We start from the raw sequence: 13724 nt of genomic DNA on the forward strand, positions 1-13724 counted from the left end.
CGTCTCGCAGCTAGCATGATCGGTTATGGAGTTGAGGCAGCTGCGGTACTTCGTGACGGTGGTGGAGGAGGCCGGATTCACCCGGGCCGCCGAACGGCTGCACCTGGCCCAGCCCGGGCTCAGCGCGCAGATACGGCAGCTGGAGCGGGAGTTGGGGCAGCGGCTGCTGGACCGCTCGGGGCGGTCGGTGCGGCCGACCGAGGTGGGTGAGGCCGTACTGCCGTATGCGCGGGCCGCGCTCGCGGCCGTCGACGGGGTGCGGCAGACGGTGGAGGAGTACACCGGGCTGCTGCGCGGCCGGGTCGCCGTCGGCCTGGTCCCGGGCACCCTCGCGCACCCCTTCGACCTGGCCGGGCAGTTGGCGGACTTCCATGACGCGCACCCCCAGGTGGAGGTGACGCTCACCGAGGACACCTCGGACCGGATGCTGGCCGCGCTGCGCCGGGGCGAGCTGGACCTCGCGGTGCTCGGCGTCGCGCAGGAGGCGCCGCCGCCGGGTGTCGCCCACCACGTGGTGATCGACGAGCCGCTGGTCGCGGCGGCCGCCCCCGGACACCACCTGCTCACCGAGTACGACGGCTGCGACGCGGTTCCGCCGGCGGCTCTGCGCGGGCACCGGCTGCTCAGCCTGCCGCGCGGGACCGGGATGCGCGCCGTGGTGGAACGGCTGTGCGCGGAGGCCGGTTTCCGGCCGCACATCGCGTTCGAGGCGGCGACGCCGGACGGATTGTGCCGGCTGGCGGCTCGCGGGCTCGGGGTCGCCGTCCTGCCCGGTCTCGGTTCCCGGCCCGGCCTCACCACCCTGCCTCTGGCCGACCCCCGCGCCCGCGGCCGGGTGGCCCTGGCGTGGCGCTCGGAGGGGCCGATGCTGCCGGCGGCGCGGGAGCTTCTGGCGCGGTTGCGGAGGGGGATGGGCGGGGGCGGGTGAGCGCCGTGGGGGTCTGGCCGGCTGCCGGGTGCGGGTGCGTGGCGGCTGGTCGCGCAGTTCCCCGCGCCCCTGGGGAGCTGCGGCGCCGTCCGCTTCACAGCTCGGCACCCTGCCGTCCGGTCCAGTTTCCCGGAATTGGCCCGGGAAGACCCCTCGCCCAGCCCTCTACGCTGCGGCACATGCACCCCACCCTCGCCGGCGACCTCTCCCGGCTTCCCGAACTGCTCCAGTCCGCCCGTGACTTCGCCGCTCATGCAACAGTCACGCTGGCCGACCGGCCTGTTGCCGTGTCCGGACCGGCGCCCGCGCGGGCACCGCTGCCGGAGGACGGCGCGGGCGCGGACGCGGCTCTCGGGCTGTTCGCCGAGCGCTGGGCGCCCGGCTTCTCCGGGTCCGCCGGACCCCGCTATCTGGGCTTCGTCACGGGTGGCGCGACCCCCGCGGCGGTCGCCGGGGACTGGCTGACGTCCGCGTTCGACCAGAACCTCTCGGGCGCGGGCGGTTCCTGGGCGGCGGAGCTGGAGCGGGAGACGGTGGCCTGGCTGCGTGAGCTGTTCGGGCTGGGCGCGGCGCACAGCGGCGCGTTCGTGACGGGGGCGACCGCCTCCACCACGGTCGGGCTGGCGATCGGCCGGGAGTGGCTCGGCGAGCGGCTCGGGGTGGACGTGTCCCGGGCGGGCGCGGCCGCGCTGGGCCCGGTCGACGTGCTGTCCGGCAGCCCGCACTCCAGCGTGCCGAAGGCCATGTCGGTGCTGGGCATCGGCCGGGACCGGCTCCGGCGGGTGCCGCTGCTGCCCGGCAACCGGGAGGCGGTGGACGTGGCCGCGCTGGAGTCGGCCCTGGCGGAGCGGGACGGCCGGCCGGCGATCGTCGTGGCGAACGCGGGCACCGTGAACACCGTCGACTTCGACGATCTGCGGGCGATCGCCGCGCTCAAGGAGGCTTACGACTTCTGGCTGCACGTCGATGCCGCGTTCGGCGGCTTCGCGGCGCTGTCCCCCGAGTACGCGGCGCTGGTCGACGGCCTCGACGCGGCCGACTCGGTCTGCGTGGACCTGCACAAGTGGCTGAACGTCCCCTACGACGCGGCCGTACAGTTCACCCGGCGCCGGGACCTGCAGGTGAAGGTGTTCCACAACGCCTCCCCCTATCTGGGCCTGCCGGCCGGCGAGCCCGACTTCCTGCATCTGACCCCGGAGAACTCCCGGCGGCTGCGCGCCCTGCCCGCGTGGTTCTCGCTGGTGGCCTACGGGCGCGCCGGACACCGGGAGATCGTCGAACGGAACGTGGCCCTGGCGCGCCGGCTCGGCGCGGGCATCGACGCGCTGCCGGGCCTGCGTCTGCTGGCACCGGTCCGGCTGAACGTCGTCTGCTTCACCCTCGCCGGGGACGCCACGCAGGAGCGGGTCGACGCGCTGGCCCGGTCGGTCACCGCTTCCGGGGAGGCCTATCTGACGCCGACCGTGTACGACGGGGTGCCGGGGCTGCGGGCCGCGTTCAGCAACTGGCGCACCACCGAGGCCGACACCGAGCGGGTGCTTCAGGCGCTGGCGGCGGCGTCCGGTACACCGCGTCAGGGATGACGTACGGCCGCGTGGAAGCCGGTGTTGACGGCGGTGAGTCCGCCGTCGACCACCAGGCTGGTGCCGGTGATCCAGGCGGCGTCGCCGGAGGCGAGGAAGGCGACCGCGGCGGCGATGTCCTCCGGCTCGCCGACCCGCCCCAGCGGGTAGAGCGGGCGGATCGCGGCGAGTTCGTCCTCGCGCTCCTCCCACGCCGAGGTGCGCACCGTGCCCGGCACCACGAGGTTCACCCGCACGCCCCGGGCCGCCGCGTGCCCGGCGAGAGTACGGGTGAGCGAGCCGAGGCCGGCCTTGGCGGCGCTGTAGGCGTGGTTGCCGAAGTCCTGCAGCCCGTTGACGGAACCGATGCCGACGATCGCCCCGCGTCCGGAAGCGGCAAGGTGGGGCAGGGCGGCGCGACAGCAGCGGTAGGCGCCGGTGAGGGTGACGTCGAGGTCGCGCACCCACGCCTCGTCGGGCTGGTCCTCGAAGAGGGGGGCGTCCGGGGTGCAGTGGGCGGCGCAGTTGACCAGCACGTCGAGCGAGCCGAACGCGGTCACGGCGTGTGCGACGGCCGCCTCCACCGAGGTGCGGTCGGCGATGTCGCACGCCCACGCCTCGGCGGCGAAGCCGCGTCGGCGCAGGTCGGCGGCGGTCCGCTCGGCCGCGGGCAGGTCCCGGTCGGTGACCAGGACCCGTCCGCCCTCCTCGGCGAGCCGGCCGGCGACGGCGGCGCCGATACCGCGGGCCGCGCCGGTGACGAGAACTCCGTGTCCTGCGAAGCGGGTGTGATCGGTCATGCGGTGACCGTACGGCGCCGCGGGCGTTTCGTTCAGCGGTATCCGGTGACGTCGGCCGACGTGCCCGCGTCCTGCACCTCGGCCAGGTACCGCCGGCCGTCGGGCCGGCTGCCGTCGAGGTGGGTGAAGCCGTAGAGCTGGGCGAGGTGGCCGCTGGCGAGCGACTGCCCGTTCAAGCGGGCCACGTCGGGGTCGGCGGCCAGCGCGGCGACGGCGCGGCCGACGTAGCGCGGGGTCTCGGAGATGGCGACGTGCGGTTCGCGGGCGAGGGCGTCGCGTCAGTTGTCCTCGCGCACGACGGCGATGCCGCGCCCGGCGCCCCGCGTCGCCCCCGGCCACCAGCGCCACCTTGTCCTGCGGCGGTTCTGGCATGTCCGGCCTCCCGTGTGCGGTGACTGCTGTCGCCGTCAACTGTCATGGGAAACCGGACACCTTCTGCCGGTGTTGCCCACGCCGTTCGCCGGCGCGGGCCGTCGGTCTCGCCGGCGCGGGCCATCGCTGTCGCCGGCGCGGTCTCAGTGTCCGCGCTTGATCCACTCCTCCAGGTGCGGTGCCTCGGTGCCGATGGTGGTGGGGTCGCCGTGGCCGGTGAGGACCTTGGTCTCGGGCGGGAGGGTGAGGAGCTTGTCGCGGATGGAGTCGATGATCGTCGGGAAGTGCGAGTAGGAGCGCCCGGTGGCGCCCGGCCCGCCCTGGAACAGGGTGTCCCCGGTGAAGACGGTGCCGAGCGCGGGGTCGTACAGGCAGACGGCGCCGGGGGCGTGGCCGGGGGTGTGGAGCACGGTCAGGTCGGCGCCGGCCGCCTCGATGACCTGGCCGTCCAGGAGGTGCCGGTCGGGGTCGCGGTGCGGGTGGGTCGTCTTCCACAGGGGCAGGTCGTCGGGGTGCAGCCAGATGGTGGCGCCGGTGCGGTCGGCGAGCGCGGGTGCGGCGTTGACGTGGTCATTGTGGGCGTGCGTGCACACGATGGCGATGAGGCGCCGGTCGTCGACGGCGCGGGCGATGGCCTCGGCGTCATGGGCGGCGTCGATCACAATCACCTCGCGCTCGTCGCCGACGATCCACACGTTGTTCTCGACGTCCCAGGTGCCGCCGTCGAGGGTGAACTGCCCTGCTGTGACGAGGCGTTCGATGCGTACGGTCATCAGAAGACCACCACCGAGCGCAGTACGTCGCCGCCGTGCATCCGCTCGAAGGCCCTCTCCACCTCGTCCAGCCGGACGGTCTCGGTGACGAACGCATCGAGCGGCAGCCGGCCCTGCAGGTGCAGGTCGATCAGCATGGGGAAGTCACGGGAGGGCAGGCAGTCGCCGTACCAGCTGGACTTCAGGGCGCCGCCGCGGCCGAAGACGTCCAGCAGGGGCAGTTCGAGCTTCATGTCGGGGGTGGGGACGCCGACGAGGACCACGGTGCCGGCGAGGTCACGGGCGTAGAAGGCCTGCCGGTAGGTCTCGGGGCGGCCGACGGCCTCGATGACGACGTCGGCGCCGAAGCCGCCGGTCAGTTCGCGGATGGCCGCGACCGGGTCGGTCTCCTTGGAGTTGACGGTGTGGGTGGCGCCCAAGGTGCGGGCCTTGTCCAGCTTGCGGCCGTCGATGTCCACGGCGATGATCTTCGCCGCGCCCGCCAGGTTGGCCCCGGCGATGGCCGCGTCGCCGACCCCGCCGCACCCGATGACGGCGACGGAGTCGCCCCGCCCGACGCCGCCCGTGTTGATGGCAGCGCCGATACCGGCCATGACCCCGCAGCCCAGCAGGCCGGCGACCGCCGGGGAGACGGCCGGGTCGACCTTGGTGCACTGGCCGGCGGCGACGAGCGTCTTCTCGGCGAACGCGCCGATGCCGAGGGCCGGGGACAGCTCCCGACCCGTGGCCGCGAGGGTCATCTTCTGCCGGGCGTTGTGCGTGTCGAAGCAGTACCAGGGCCGGCCGCGCAGACAGGCCCGGCAGTTGCCGCACACGGCACGCCAGTTGAGGACGACGAAGTCACCGGGCGCCACGTCGGTCACGCCCTCGCCGACCGACTCCACGACACCGGCGGCCTCATGGCCGAGGAGGAAGGGGAAGTCGTCCGAGATGCCGCCCTGTTTGTAGTGCAGGTCGGTATGGCAGACACCGCAGGCCTGGACGCGCACCACGGCTTCGCCGGGCCCGGGATCGGGCACCACGATCGTCTCGACCCGTACGGGCTCGTCCTTCCCCGGTGCGATCACGCCGCGCACTTCCTGCGCCATGCTCTGGCCCCTTCCTCGAATGCCTTCGCCGCCGACCCTACGCGCGACCGGTGGGTGGCGGCGCGGACCACGGCGGTGAGCGTGGATCTTTCCGGTCGCCGGGCGACCTGCGCCGCGCCGGGTGCGCCCGCCGGGTGCGCCCGCCGGGAACGGCGTACCCATTCGCCATTCATAAGAAATGATCCGCCGCCCGGTAAGAATGTGACCGAATAACGTCATTCCATGATGGCAATCTTTTTGCAGGGTGCATGAGTTCGCCTGGTGTGTGCATCGATCCCGGCGTGCCTCAATGGGGACATGCCCATCGAAGCCCGCAATGGTCGTATCGCATTCCTTTTCTCGGCCGGCGCCGAGCCGCTGCCCGGAAATGGACGGGAACTGCGCGACGCGTTCCCGGTGTTCGCCGACACGCTGGACGACATCTGCGGGCGTCTCGATCCGTATCTGGAACTCCCGCTGGAATCCGTGATGTTCGCGGACGACGGCACGCGTACGGCCGCGCTGCTGGAGCGGGAGCCGTTCGCCGGGCCCGCGGTGTTCGCGCTCCAGGTGGCGCAGTACCGGTTGCTGCGCAGCTGGGGCGTCCTGCCGGACATGGTGTTCGGGCAGGTGGCCGGGCGGATGGCCGCCGCGTACGCCGCGGGCGTCTTCTCGCTGGCGGACGCCTGCCACGCGGTCGGCACCCTGGCCCGGCTCCTGGGCGGCGCTGCGGACCCGGAGCCGTACTCCGCGCACCTGGACGGCGTGCTCGACGCGTACGGCCGTACCCTCGCCACGCTCCACCCGTGCGCGCCGCGCCTCCCCCTGGTCTCCGACGTCACCGCACGTCCGGTGGGCGCGGAGACCGCCGAGCCGGGGTTCTGGGTGCGGCGCGCTCCGCTGCGCTTCGCCGAGGCGGTCGGCCGGCTGCACCGCGACGGAGTCCGCACCTGGCTGGAACTGGGCCCGGGCGACCGGCTCACCCGGCTGCTCCCGGAATGCCTGCCGGAGTGCGCCCCGGGCGGTACGGCCTCGGCCTTCGCGCTGTCCCGGGACTGGGCGGTGCTGCGGTCCGGGCCGGCCGCGGGCCCGTCACCGGCCCAGCCCTGAGGCGGGGCCGGCAGGCTGCGCTTGCCGTGGCCGCCGGGCCGGAGGAGTCTCGAAGGGTGGGCGTCCGTGCGGTCCGCGCCCCGCCGGGCCACAGGCGCCCGAAGGAGGTCAGCCATGGGCACCGCGACGGGTTCCGGCTTCGACATCGAGACACTGCGCCGGGGTATAGAAGGGAACACCGGAAACACCCTTCTGTCGCTCTACGCCGACGACGCGGAGATCCGTATCGTCGACCGCAACAACCAGCCCAGCCACCCCACCGTCCTGCGCGGCCGGGGGCAGATCGCCGAGCTGCTGGACGACATCTACAGCCGCGACATGACACACCGGCTGGACCAGTGTGTCGTGCAGGGCGATCACGCCGCGTTCAGTGAGACCTGCCAGTACGGGGACGGCACCCGCGTCCTCGCCGAGTCGATGGTCACGTTGCGCGACGGCAAGATAGCCGACCAGTTGATCATCCAGGCCTGGGACGAGTAGGCACACCCGGCATGACGGGCGCCGGACGGAGATGGGCGAGCGTCCGGGTCACCTCCCGGTTGACCTGGACCTTCTCGGCGCGGGCGAGCCTGGGGAGGATGCCCCGGGCTCGCCCTCGACGGCCAGGACCTGTGTGCGCGGCAGGTCCGCCCGTGTGCGCCGTTCTGTTTCGGTCAGCGCTGAGAGCAGCGCGCCTTCGCCCGCGTCCTCCGCTGCCGCGTGTGCGCCGAACGCGGCGTGCCCGGCCTCGGTGAGCCCGAGCCGCATCCGTCGGCGGTCGCCGCTCTCGTGGGTACAGGTGATCAGCCCGACCTCCTCGACCGGTCCCAGCCGGGCCGAGAGGGCGCCCCGGGTCAGGCCCAGCCGCTCGGCAAGTACGGACGGACTGGACTCGTGCGGCGGCCCGGACCGGCGCAGTGTCAACAGCGCCTTGTACTGCCAGTACTTCAGGCCGTCCGCGTCGAGGACCTCCCGGCGGCCCTGGGACGTACCGGTCCACCCAGTCGTGCACCACCGTCTGCCTCACGCAGTGGTCAAGCCCGGCGCGGTCGTCATCGACGCCGGCTACAACCCGGGGAACGTCGGCGACGTCGACTTCGACTCCGCCGTGGAGCGGGCTTCGCTGATCACGCCGGTGCCGGGCGGGGTCGGGCCCATGACGATCGCCACACTGCTGGAGCAGACCGTCGAGGCCGCCGCCCGGCAGCTCGGCGCCTGAGGTTCGGCACACCGGGGTCAGCGCATCCAGGCGCTGTACTCCATCACGTCCCCGGCCTTCACTCCGTACCGGTGGTCGTCCCGCGTGAAGGTGGTCTCCAGACCGAGGACGGCGCCGGTGCGCGGGTCGAGGATCAGCATGCGCCGCTCGCCGGGCCCGTCGTAGGCGTACGCCTGTCCCGGGCGCCCGAGCCGGTCCGTCACCTGCCCGACCGGGCGCAGGCCCTTGGTCTCCGCGAGGATCCGGACCAGCGCGGCGGACTCCCGGGCACCGAGTGTCCAGTGGTCCAGCAACTCCTGGACACTGTCGAGGAGTTCGGGCGTGGCCGGCGTGCCGGTACCCGCCGTCTCCGTGAGGTAGGCCCGCAGGGCGGCCGGATCACGCGGGGGGCGTGCCTCGGGCGGGGCGTCGCTCCAGCTCGGCGGGTAGGTGGTCCGGCTCAGCACATGACCGTCGGCCACCAGGTGCGGCGCACCGCCGTCGTCGCTGAGGACCGGGCGGCCCGGGTGGCGCGGGTCGGTCGCCACGACGAGCTCGGTGCGGCTGTCGTCCGCGTTCCAGCGCACCACGCGCTCCTGGGGGAGGGTCACGGGCGGCCCGTCGTCGCTCATGCCGAGGCTCCAGGACTGCACATGGGTGCCCTTGCGCAGGCCGGGCGAACCGTCCGTGGCGGCAGCGGCGGCCAGTTCGGCCATCCGGTGCAGGGATGCGGCCGTGGAGTGGGCGCGGACGGCCAGCGGGCGGGGCGCGGCCACGGCGGGCGGGCTGCCCGGGCCGCCGAGCAGCGCGGTGAGCGTGGTGGCCAGCACGACGGCGGTGGCGGCGAGACCCCACCACAGCCGGGCGCGCGGAGCACGGAGCCGGGCGGGCCGGGGCTCGCCCTCGCCCAGCAGGAGTTCCAGCCGCCGCTCGGCACCGTGGTCGAGCGGACCGTCGCCGAAGTACGGGCCGTTGGCCGGCACCGGGTTGGTACGGCGCAGCAGGTCGAGTTCGTCAGGCATGGCGGGAGTCCTTGCGCGGGGGTACGCCGGCGGGGGTGGCGGAAGGCGAGCGTGGGCCGGGCGGCGTAGCCGGCGCGCGCGGTGCCGGGCTCATGCGGTCTATCTCGGCTCGCAGGCGGCGGCGGGCGCGGTGCAGGCGCATCGCCGCCGCGCGCCGGCCGCAGCCCAGGGCGACGGCGATCTGCCCGGCGTCGAGTTCCTCCCAGGCCGCGAGGCGCAGTACCTCCTGGTCGGCCGGGGAGAGCCGGTCCAGGGCCTCGTGCACCCAGGCGCCGGCAGTCTCCGCGTCCGGGCTGCGCACGATGTGCCGGCCGTGCGCGGCCTCGTCGTTGCCGAGCCGGTCCAGCAGCCGGCGCCGCCGCCCGTGGCCGCGTACCGCGTTCGCCAGGCAGTTGCGGGCCACCCCGTACAGCCAGGGCAGCGGCTCCTCCGGCAGCTCGCGTCGGCGCCGCCAGGCCACCGTGAACACCTCCGCCACCACTTCCTCCACCTCGCCGGCCCGACCGGGCAGCCGCCGCGCGACATAGCGGCTGACCGCCCAGTAGTGCTCGCGGTAGGCAGCGGCGAAGATCTCGTCGTTGCTCATGTCCCGTTCGTGTCCGGCACCGCCCGGATCGTCACACCCTCCTCCCGTGAAGCTTCTCGCGTCGTCCGGGAGATCGAGGGCCCAGCACCAGCGAGGTTCCGTTGCCGGTGCCGGCGTGGTACGCGTCCAGGCACAGGCCGGCATGGACGTTGGTGAGGGTGCCGTCGGAGTCGACGTTCCACTTCTCGTTGTCCTGGCCGTTGCAGTCCCACAGCTCGGCCTGGGTGCCGTTGGTGATCGTGTTGTCGTGGACGTCGGCGCACCGGCCGGACTGCTTGCCGACGAGCAGGGTGCCGTCGGTGCCGGGTATCGGGTGGACGGTGAGGCCTCCCAGGGCCGGGCCGCCGGTGAGGGGAGGGAGTTGGCGGACCGTGCGCCACATCGGGGCGCGGCCCGGCGCCCGGTTCCAGGGTTTCTGCTTGCCCCGGTTGCAGACGGAGAGGGTGAGCGGGCGGCCGGTCGGGTAGGAGTAGCCGCAGCCGTTCTTGCCGGCGTCGGTGTAGATGCCGGCCTTCAGGCCCTTGCTGTGGATGTGGTCGGCGATGGCGCTCATCCCGCCGGGCCATTCACCGGTGTCGTGGTCAAGTCAACGGTTGCGACGGGGGCGAAGTCGCCTTCTTTCGGGGATCGTTCTGCCTGTGGGGGCCGTATCGCCGCCATACTGAGGGCTGTGCGCGTTGCGATCATGACGGCGGGATCCCGGGGCGATGCGGCCCCCTACACCGGACTGGGGCACCGGCTCGTCCGGGCCGGACACGAGGTCACCCTGGTCACCCACGCCCGGTTCGAGCCACTGGTGGCGGGCTCCGGCGTACGGTTCCACGCGCTGCCGGTCGATCCGCGGGCGGAGCTGGAGTCCCCGCGCGGGCAGGCCCTGCACCGCAGTGCCGGCGGTGCCGGGAAGCTGCTGCGGGTGGTGGACCTGGCGCGGCGGCTGGTCGGGCGGATGACCGAGGATCTGCTCATGGCGGCCCGGGACGCCGACGTCCTGCTGCTGTCCTCGTCGCTGGCTCCGCTCGGGCACGCCATCGCCGAGGGACTGCGGCTGCCCAGCATGGGTGTGTATCTGCAACCCCTCGCCGCCACCAGGGAGTTCGCGCCTCCCGTGCTCGGCGGCGGACACTGGGGCGGCACGGTCAACCGGCTCGCCGGACACGGTGTGGGCCTCGCCGTGGAGCACGTCTTCGCGGCCACCGTCCCCGCGGTGCGCGCCCGGCTCGGACTGCCCGCGATGCGCACCGGCGCGGCACTGCGGGCCCGTGAGCGGCGGCACTGGCCGGTGCAGCACGGCTTCAGTCCCCTGGTGGTGCCGCGGCCGCGGGACTGGCGGGCCGGCCTCACGGTGGGCGGCTACTGGTGGCCGTACGACACACAGGAGCAACTCCCCGACGAGGTGAGCGAGTTCCTCGACGCGGGCCCGGCGCCGGTCTTCGTCGGACTGGGCAGCGCCACCGTGCCGGACGCGGCCCGGCTCAGCGCCCAGGTGGTCGCGGCGCTGCGGCGGGCCGGGCTGCGCGGGGTGATCCAGCGCGGCTGGGCCGGGCTCGCCGCCGCCGGCGACGACATGCTGACCGTCGACGACGTGCCGCACGCGCTGCTCTTCCCGCGGATGGCCGCGGTGGTCCACCACGCGGGCGCGGGGACGACCGCGGCGGGGCTGCGCGCCGGGGTCCCGGCCGTGCCGGTACCGGTCCAGTTCGACGCGGGGTTCTGGTCCGCCCGGCTGGTGGCGCTGGGGGTCGCCCCGGCCGTCGTACCGCTGCGCCGGCTCACCGTGGACGCGCTGGCCCCGGCCCTGGTGCGGGCCACCCGGGAGCCGGTGTACCGGGATCGGGCGCGCCGTCTGGGCGCCCGCATCCGTGACGAGGACGGCGCCGCCCCGGTGCTCGCGGCCCTGGACCGGCTCGGCGGCTGACGGACCGGCCGGAGCCGGCCCGCACGGGTCAGCCGTTGCTCACCGGTCAGCCGTTGCTGAGGACCATCCGGAAGCGCGCCTTGCCGGCGAGCATCTTCTGGTAGGCCTCGCCCGCGGCGTCCAGCGGCACGGTCTCGGTCATCGGGCGGATGCCGTGCAGGGCGCTGAACGCCATGGTGTCCTCCACGTCCTGCGAGGTGCCGGAGGGGTGGCCGCGGACGACGCGGGCGGCCATGAGCAGCTGGGCCGGATTGATGCCCATCGGCTCGGTGTCGGCTCCGATGACCACCAGTTCGCCACGGGGCGCCAGCCCGTCGACGGTGGCCGTGATGGCCTCCGAGTTCCCGGCGGTGGCCAGCACGACGTCGGCACCGCCGAGGGACTGCAGCGCCTCCGCGACGGGGGTGCCGGAGGTGCTGTCGACGTAGTGGTGGGCGCCGAGCCGCTTGGCGAAGTCGGCCTTCTCCGCGCCCCGGGCGATCGCCACGGTCTCGAAGCCCATCGCGACCGCGTACTGCACCCCGAGGTGGCCCAGACCGCCGAGACCGAGCACGGCGACCAGGTCTCCCGGCCGGGCAGAGCTGCGCCGCAGCCCGTTGAACGTGGTCACGCCGGCGCAGGCCATGGGTCCCGCATCGGCCGCCGACAGGCCTTCCGGGATCCGGGCCAGGGCGTCGGCGGGCGCGATCACCTTCTCGCCGAAGCCGCCGTCGTAGGCCCAACCCGGGACCTTCAGGTTCGGGCACACGATGAAGTCGCCCTGCCGGCACGGCCGGCAGTGCCCGCAGCTGCCGCCGAACCAGCCGACCGCGACCCGGTCACCGACCTTCCAGCCCCGTTCCCGCACGCCCTGGCCGAGCTCCTCGACATGCCCGGCGATCTCGTGCCCGGGTACCTCGGGGAACGACACGCCCGGTAGCCCGCCGCTCACGAAGAGGGCGTCGCTGTGGCAGACCCCGCACGCCTCCACGGCGATCCTCACCTGGCCGGGCCCGGGCTGCGGCACCTCGCGTTCGACCAGCTCGAACGCGCCGTTCGGGGCGGTCACCTGCGCGACTCGATACGTACTCATGCGTTTCTCCGGAGGACGGGTACGACGGTCCCCCGATCCAGCACACCAGCTCCGGGCCGATCGCGCGCGTCGAGCCCCGGACCCACGACGACCGCGCCCGCCGGCCGACCGACGGCCCGGACTCGACCCCCGGCGACCCGAGCCCGTCCGGCGGCCCGGACACGCTCACGGCGCCCCGCACCACGAAGCACGCCCGCCCGCTCGGCCCCGGTCACGGCGGGACCACGCCACGGAGCCCATCCGACGCCCCGCACCCACATCGCGAGGACCACACCACGGAGCCTGCCTGGCCGCCCGGGCCCGGTCGCGAAGACCCAGACCACGAAGCCAGCCCCGCCCCGCGTCCCGGACCCCGATCACAGGCCCGAGCCACGGAACCCGTCAGGCGGCCGGGTCTCGGTCGAGGGGCCGCACCACCCGTGCCACCACCCGACCCCCGGTCGCGAGCACCCTCCACCAGGGAGCATGCCCCGCCCCGCGTCCCGGACCCCGATCATCGGCCCACGCCGCGGAACCGTCGGGCGGCCACGCCCCGGCAGAGGGGCCGCACCACAGAGCCCGTCCCGCCGCCCGACCCCCGTCGCGCAGCCCCGCGCCGCGGACCCGGCCCCGTCCGCCGGGCGGTCGTGTCACCCGCCCCGGGGCCGCCAGCCCTCCGGGCGCAGCATGCCCAGCAGCAGCCGGACCAGCTCGTCGACCACCTCGTCCAGCGTGGCGTCCACCCAGCCGGCGCTCCAGTCGTGCAGCAGGCCGTTGACGCTGCCGATGAAGGCCGTCGCGGCGAGGCGGTAGTCGCGGGGCGCCGCCTCCCCGCGCGCCACGGCCGCGTCCGCCTCGGCGCGGATGAGGTCCACCCAGCGGGCCCGGCGGGCCAGTCGCTGCTCCTCCAGGCGGGGGCTCACGCCGACGATCTCCACGAAGGTGACGCGGATGCGGCGCGGGTCGCAGGTGACGTCGCGGGCGTAGGCCCGGAAGAGCACGCCGGCCCGCTCGGCCAGCGGCAGCCCGTCCGCCGCGGCGAGGGCGTGCCGCACCGCCTGCTCGGCCCAGCCGTTGACCCGGAGGTGCAGCGCGGCGAGGACGTCCTCCAGGGTGCGGAACTCCTCGTAGAACTGACGGGTCGACAGGCCGGCCGCCTGACTCAGCGCGGCGACCGTCGTGCCCCGGTAACCGGGCGCACCGCCGAACAGCTCCAGGGCCGCGTCCAGGAACCGCCGGCGCCGCTCGGCCTGCCGCTCCTCGGCGGACCTGCCGCCGTAACGGCCCGTGGGCGCCTTGAGTCTGCCCGTCACCTTTCCCCCTCCGTCCGCCGACCGCTCACCCAATCTTGTCGTGCACAC

General features: G+C 74.3%; 14 protein-coding genes and 3 pseudogenes. 6 read left to right on the plus strand and 11 right to left on the minus strand.

The genetic code is table 11. From position 1 onward, the window contains the following. Positions 1-25: 25 nt before the first annotated feature. Entirely contained in the window at positions 26-928 is a 903-nt protein-coding gene (locus ABB07_RS02770) for a LysR family transcriptional regulator (RefSeq protein ID WP_208897059.1), read from the plus strand. Between the two features lie 179 nt (positions 929-1107). After that, positions 1108-2511: a pyridoxal phosphate-dependent decarboxylase family protein gene (locus ABB07_RS02775; RefSeq protein WP_208897060.1), complete on the plus strand. Its 1404-nt coding sequence runs from the start codon at positions 1108-1110 to the stop codon at positions 2509-2511. Here the strand turns inward: ABB07_RS02775 and ABB07_RS02780 are convergent. The 4 genes and pseudogenes from ABB07_RS02780 to ABB07_RS02795 all read right to left on the minus strand — a co-directional run bounded on the left by ABB07_RS02780 (position 2502) and on the right by ABB07_RS02795 (position 5523). Then, on the minus strand, positions 2502-3290 hold the full coding sequence (locus tag ABB07_RS02780) for an SDR family NAD(P)-dependent oxidoreductase (protein WP_208897061.1): 789 nt from the start codon (positions 3288-3290) through the stop codon (positions 2502-2504). The genes ABB07_RS02775 and ABB07_RS02780 overlap by 10 nt on opposite strands. A 32-nt stretch (positions 3291-3322) precedes the next feature. Continuing rightward, a pseudogene (locus ABB07_RS02785) lies at positions 3323-3568 on the minus strand (short-chain dehydrogenase); the annotation flags it as partial. A 237-nt stretch (positions 3569-3805) separates the two neighbouring features. Beyond that, a complete protein-coding gene (locus ABB07_RS02790; protein ID WP_208897062.1) occupies positions 3806-4435 on the minus strand; it encodes an MBL fold metallo-hydrolase in 630 nt (209 codons plus the stop codon). After that, positions 4435-5523, minus strand: a complete 1089-nt coding sequence (locus tag ABB07_RS02795) for an S-(hydroxymethyl)mycothiol dehydrogenase (protein WP_208897063.1) — start codon at positions 5521-5523, stop codon at positions 4435-4437. The genes ABB07_RS02790 and ABB07_RS02795 overlap by 1 nt, the downstream gene beginning before the upstream one ends. A 297-nt stretch (positions 5524-5820) precedes the next feature. On the opposite strand from ABB07_RS02795, the gene ABB07_RS02800 reads away from it, so the two are divergent. Together ABB07_RS02800 and ABB07_RS02805 are read left to right on the plus strand one after the other, a co-directional pair. Continuing rightward, complete coding sequence (locus ABB07_RS02800; protein ID WP_208897064.1) at positions 5821-6612, plus strand: acyltransferase domain-containing protein; 792 nt, start codon at positions 5821-5823, stop codon at positions 6610-6612. A gap of 114 nt (positions 6613-6726) precedes the next feature. Next, positions 6727-7092 carry a nuclear transport factor 2 family protein gene (locus tag ABB07_RS02805; protein WP_208897065.1) on the plus strand — a complete coding sequence of 122 codons (366 nt, stop codon included), beginning with the start codon at positions 6727-6729 and terminating at the stop codon, positions 7090-7092. 48 nt (positions 7093-7140) lie between these two features. Here ABB07_RS02805 and ABB07_RS02810 read toward each other — a convergent pair whose 3' ends face one another. Further along, positions 7141-7542 carry a MarR family winged helix-turn-helix transcriptional regulator gene (locus ABB07_RS02810; protein WP_208903244.1) on the minus strand — a complete coding sequence of 134 codons (402 nt, stop codon included), beginning with the start codon at positions 7540-7542 and terminating at the stop codon, positions 7141-7143. 82 nt (positions 7543-7624) lie between these two features. Here ABB07_RS02810 and ABB07_RS02815 point away from each other — a divergent pair. Then, a pseudogene (locus ABB07_RS02815) lies at positions 7625-7810 on the plus strand (bifunctional 5,10-methylene-tetrahydrofolate dehydrogenase/5,10-methylene-tetrahydrofolate cyclohydrolase); the annotation flags it as partial. Positions 7811-7827: 17 nt separating this feature from the next. Here ABB07_RS02815 and ABB07_RS02820 read toward each other — a convergent pair. The 4 genes and pseudogenes from ABB07_RS02820 to ABB07_RS41470 form a co-directional block, all read right to left on the minus strand. Beyond that, the gene (locus ABB07_RS02820) at positions 7828-8811 is read right to left on the minus strand and encodes a CU044_5270 family protein (protein ID WP_208897066.1); all 984 of its coding nucleotides are present in this window, start codon (positions 8809-8811) and stop codon (positions 7828-7830) included. Continuing rightward, positions 8804-9397, minus strand: coding sequence for an RNA polymerase sigma factor (locus tag ABB07_RS02825; RefSeq protein ID WP_208897067.1), 594 nt, complete (start codon positions 9395-9397; stop codon positions 8804-8806). Before ABB07_RS02825 ends, ABB07_RS02820 begins: the two co-directional genes overlap by 8 nt. A gap of 31 nt (positions 9398-9428) precedes the next feature. Then, positions 9429-9779 (minus strand): RICIN domain-containing protein, encoded by a 351-nt coding sequence (locus tag ABB07_RS02830; protein WP_425264799.1) that lies wholly within the window; start codon positions 9777-9779, stop codon positions 9429-9431. A gap of 90 nt (positions 9780-9869) precedes the next feature. Continuing rightward, a pseudogene (locus tag ABB07_RS41470) lies at positions 9870-9968 on the minus strand (hypothetical protein); the annotation flags it as partial. 114 nt (positions 9969-10082) lie between these two features. Here ABB07_RS41470 and ABB07_RS02840 point away from each other — a divergent pair. Then, the gene (locus tag ABB07_RS02840; protein WP_208903246.1) at positions 10083-11312 is read left to right on the plus strand and encodes a glycosyltransferase; all 1230 of its coding nucleotides are present in this window, start codon (positions 10083-10085) and stop codon (positions 11310-11312) included. 46 nt (positions 11313-11358) lie between these two features. On the opposite strand, the gene ABB07_RS02845 is transcribed toward ABB07_RS02840, so the two are convergent. Then, on the minus strand, positions 11359-12384 hold the full coding sequence (locus tag ABB07_RS02845) for an alcohol dehydrogenase (protein WP_208897068.1): 1026 nt from the start codon (positions 12382-12384) through the stop codon (positions 11359-11361). A 629-nt stretch (positions 12385-13013) separates the two neighbouring features. Beyond that, positions 13014-13676 carry a TetR/AcrR family transcriptional regulator gene (locus ABB07_RS02850; protein ID WP_208897069.1) on the minus strand — a complete coding sequence of 221 codons (663 nt, stop codon included), beginning with the start codon at positions 13674-13676 and terminating at the stop codon, positions 13014-13016. Positions 13677-13724 lie beyond the last annotated feature (48 nt).

This window comes from Streptomyces incarnatus (genome assembly GCF_001027185.1).
Lineage (GTDB): Bacteria > Actinomycetota > Actinomycetes > Streptomycetales > Streptomycetaceae > Streptomyces > Streptomyces puniciscabiei.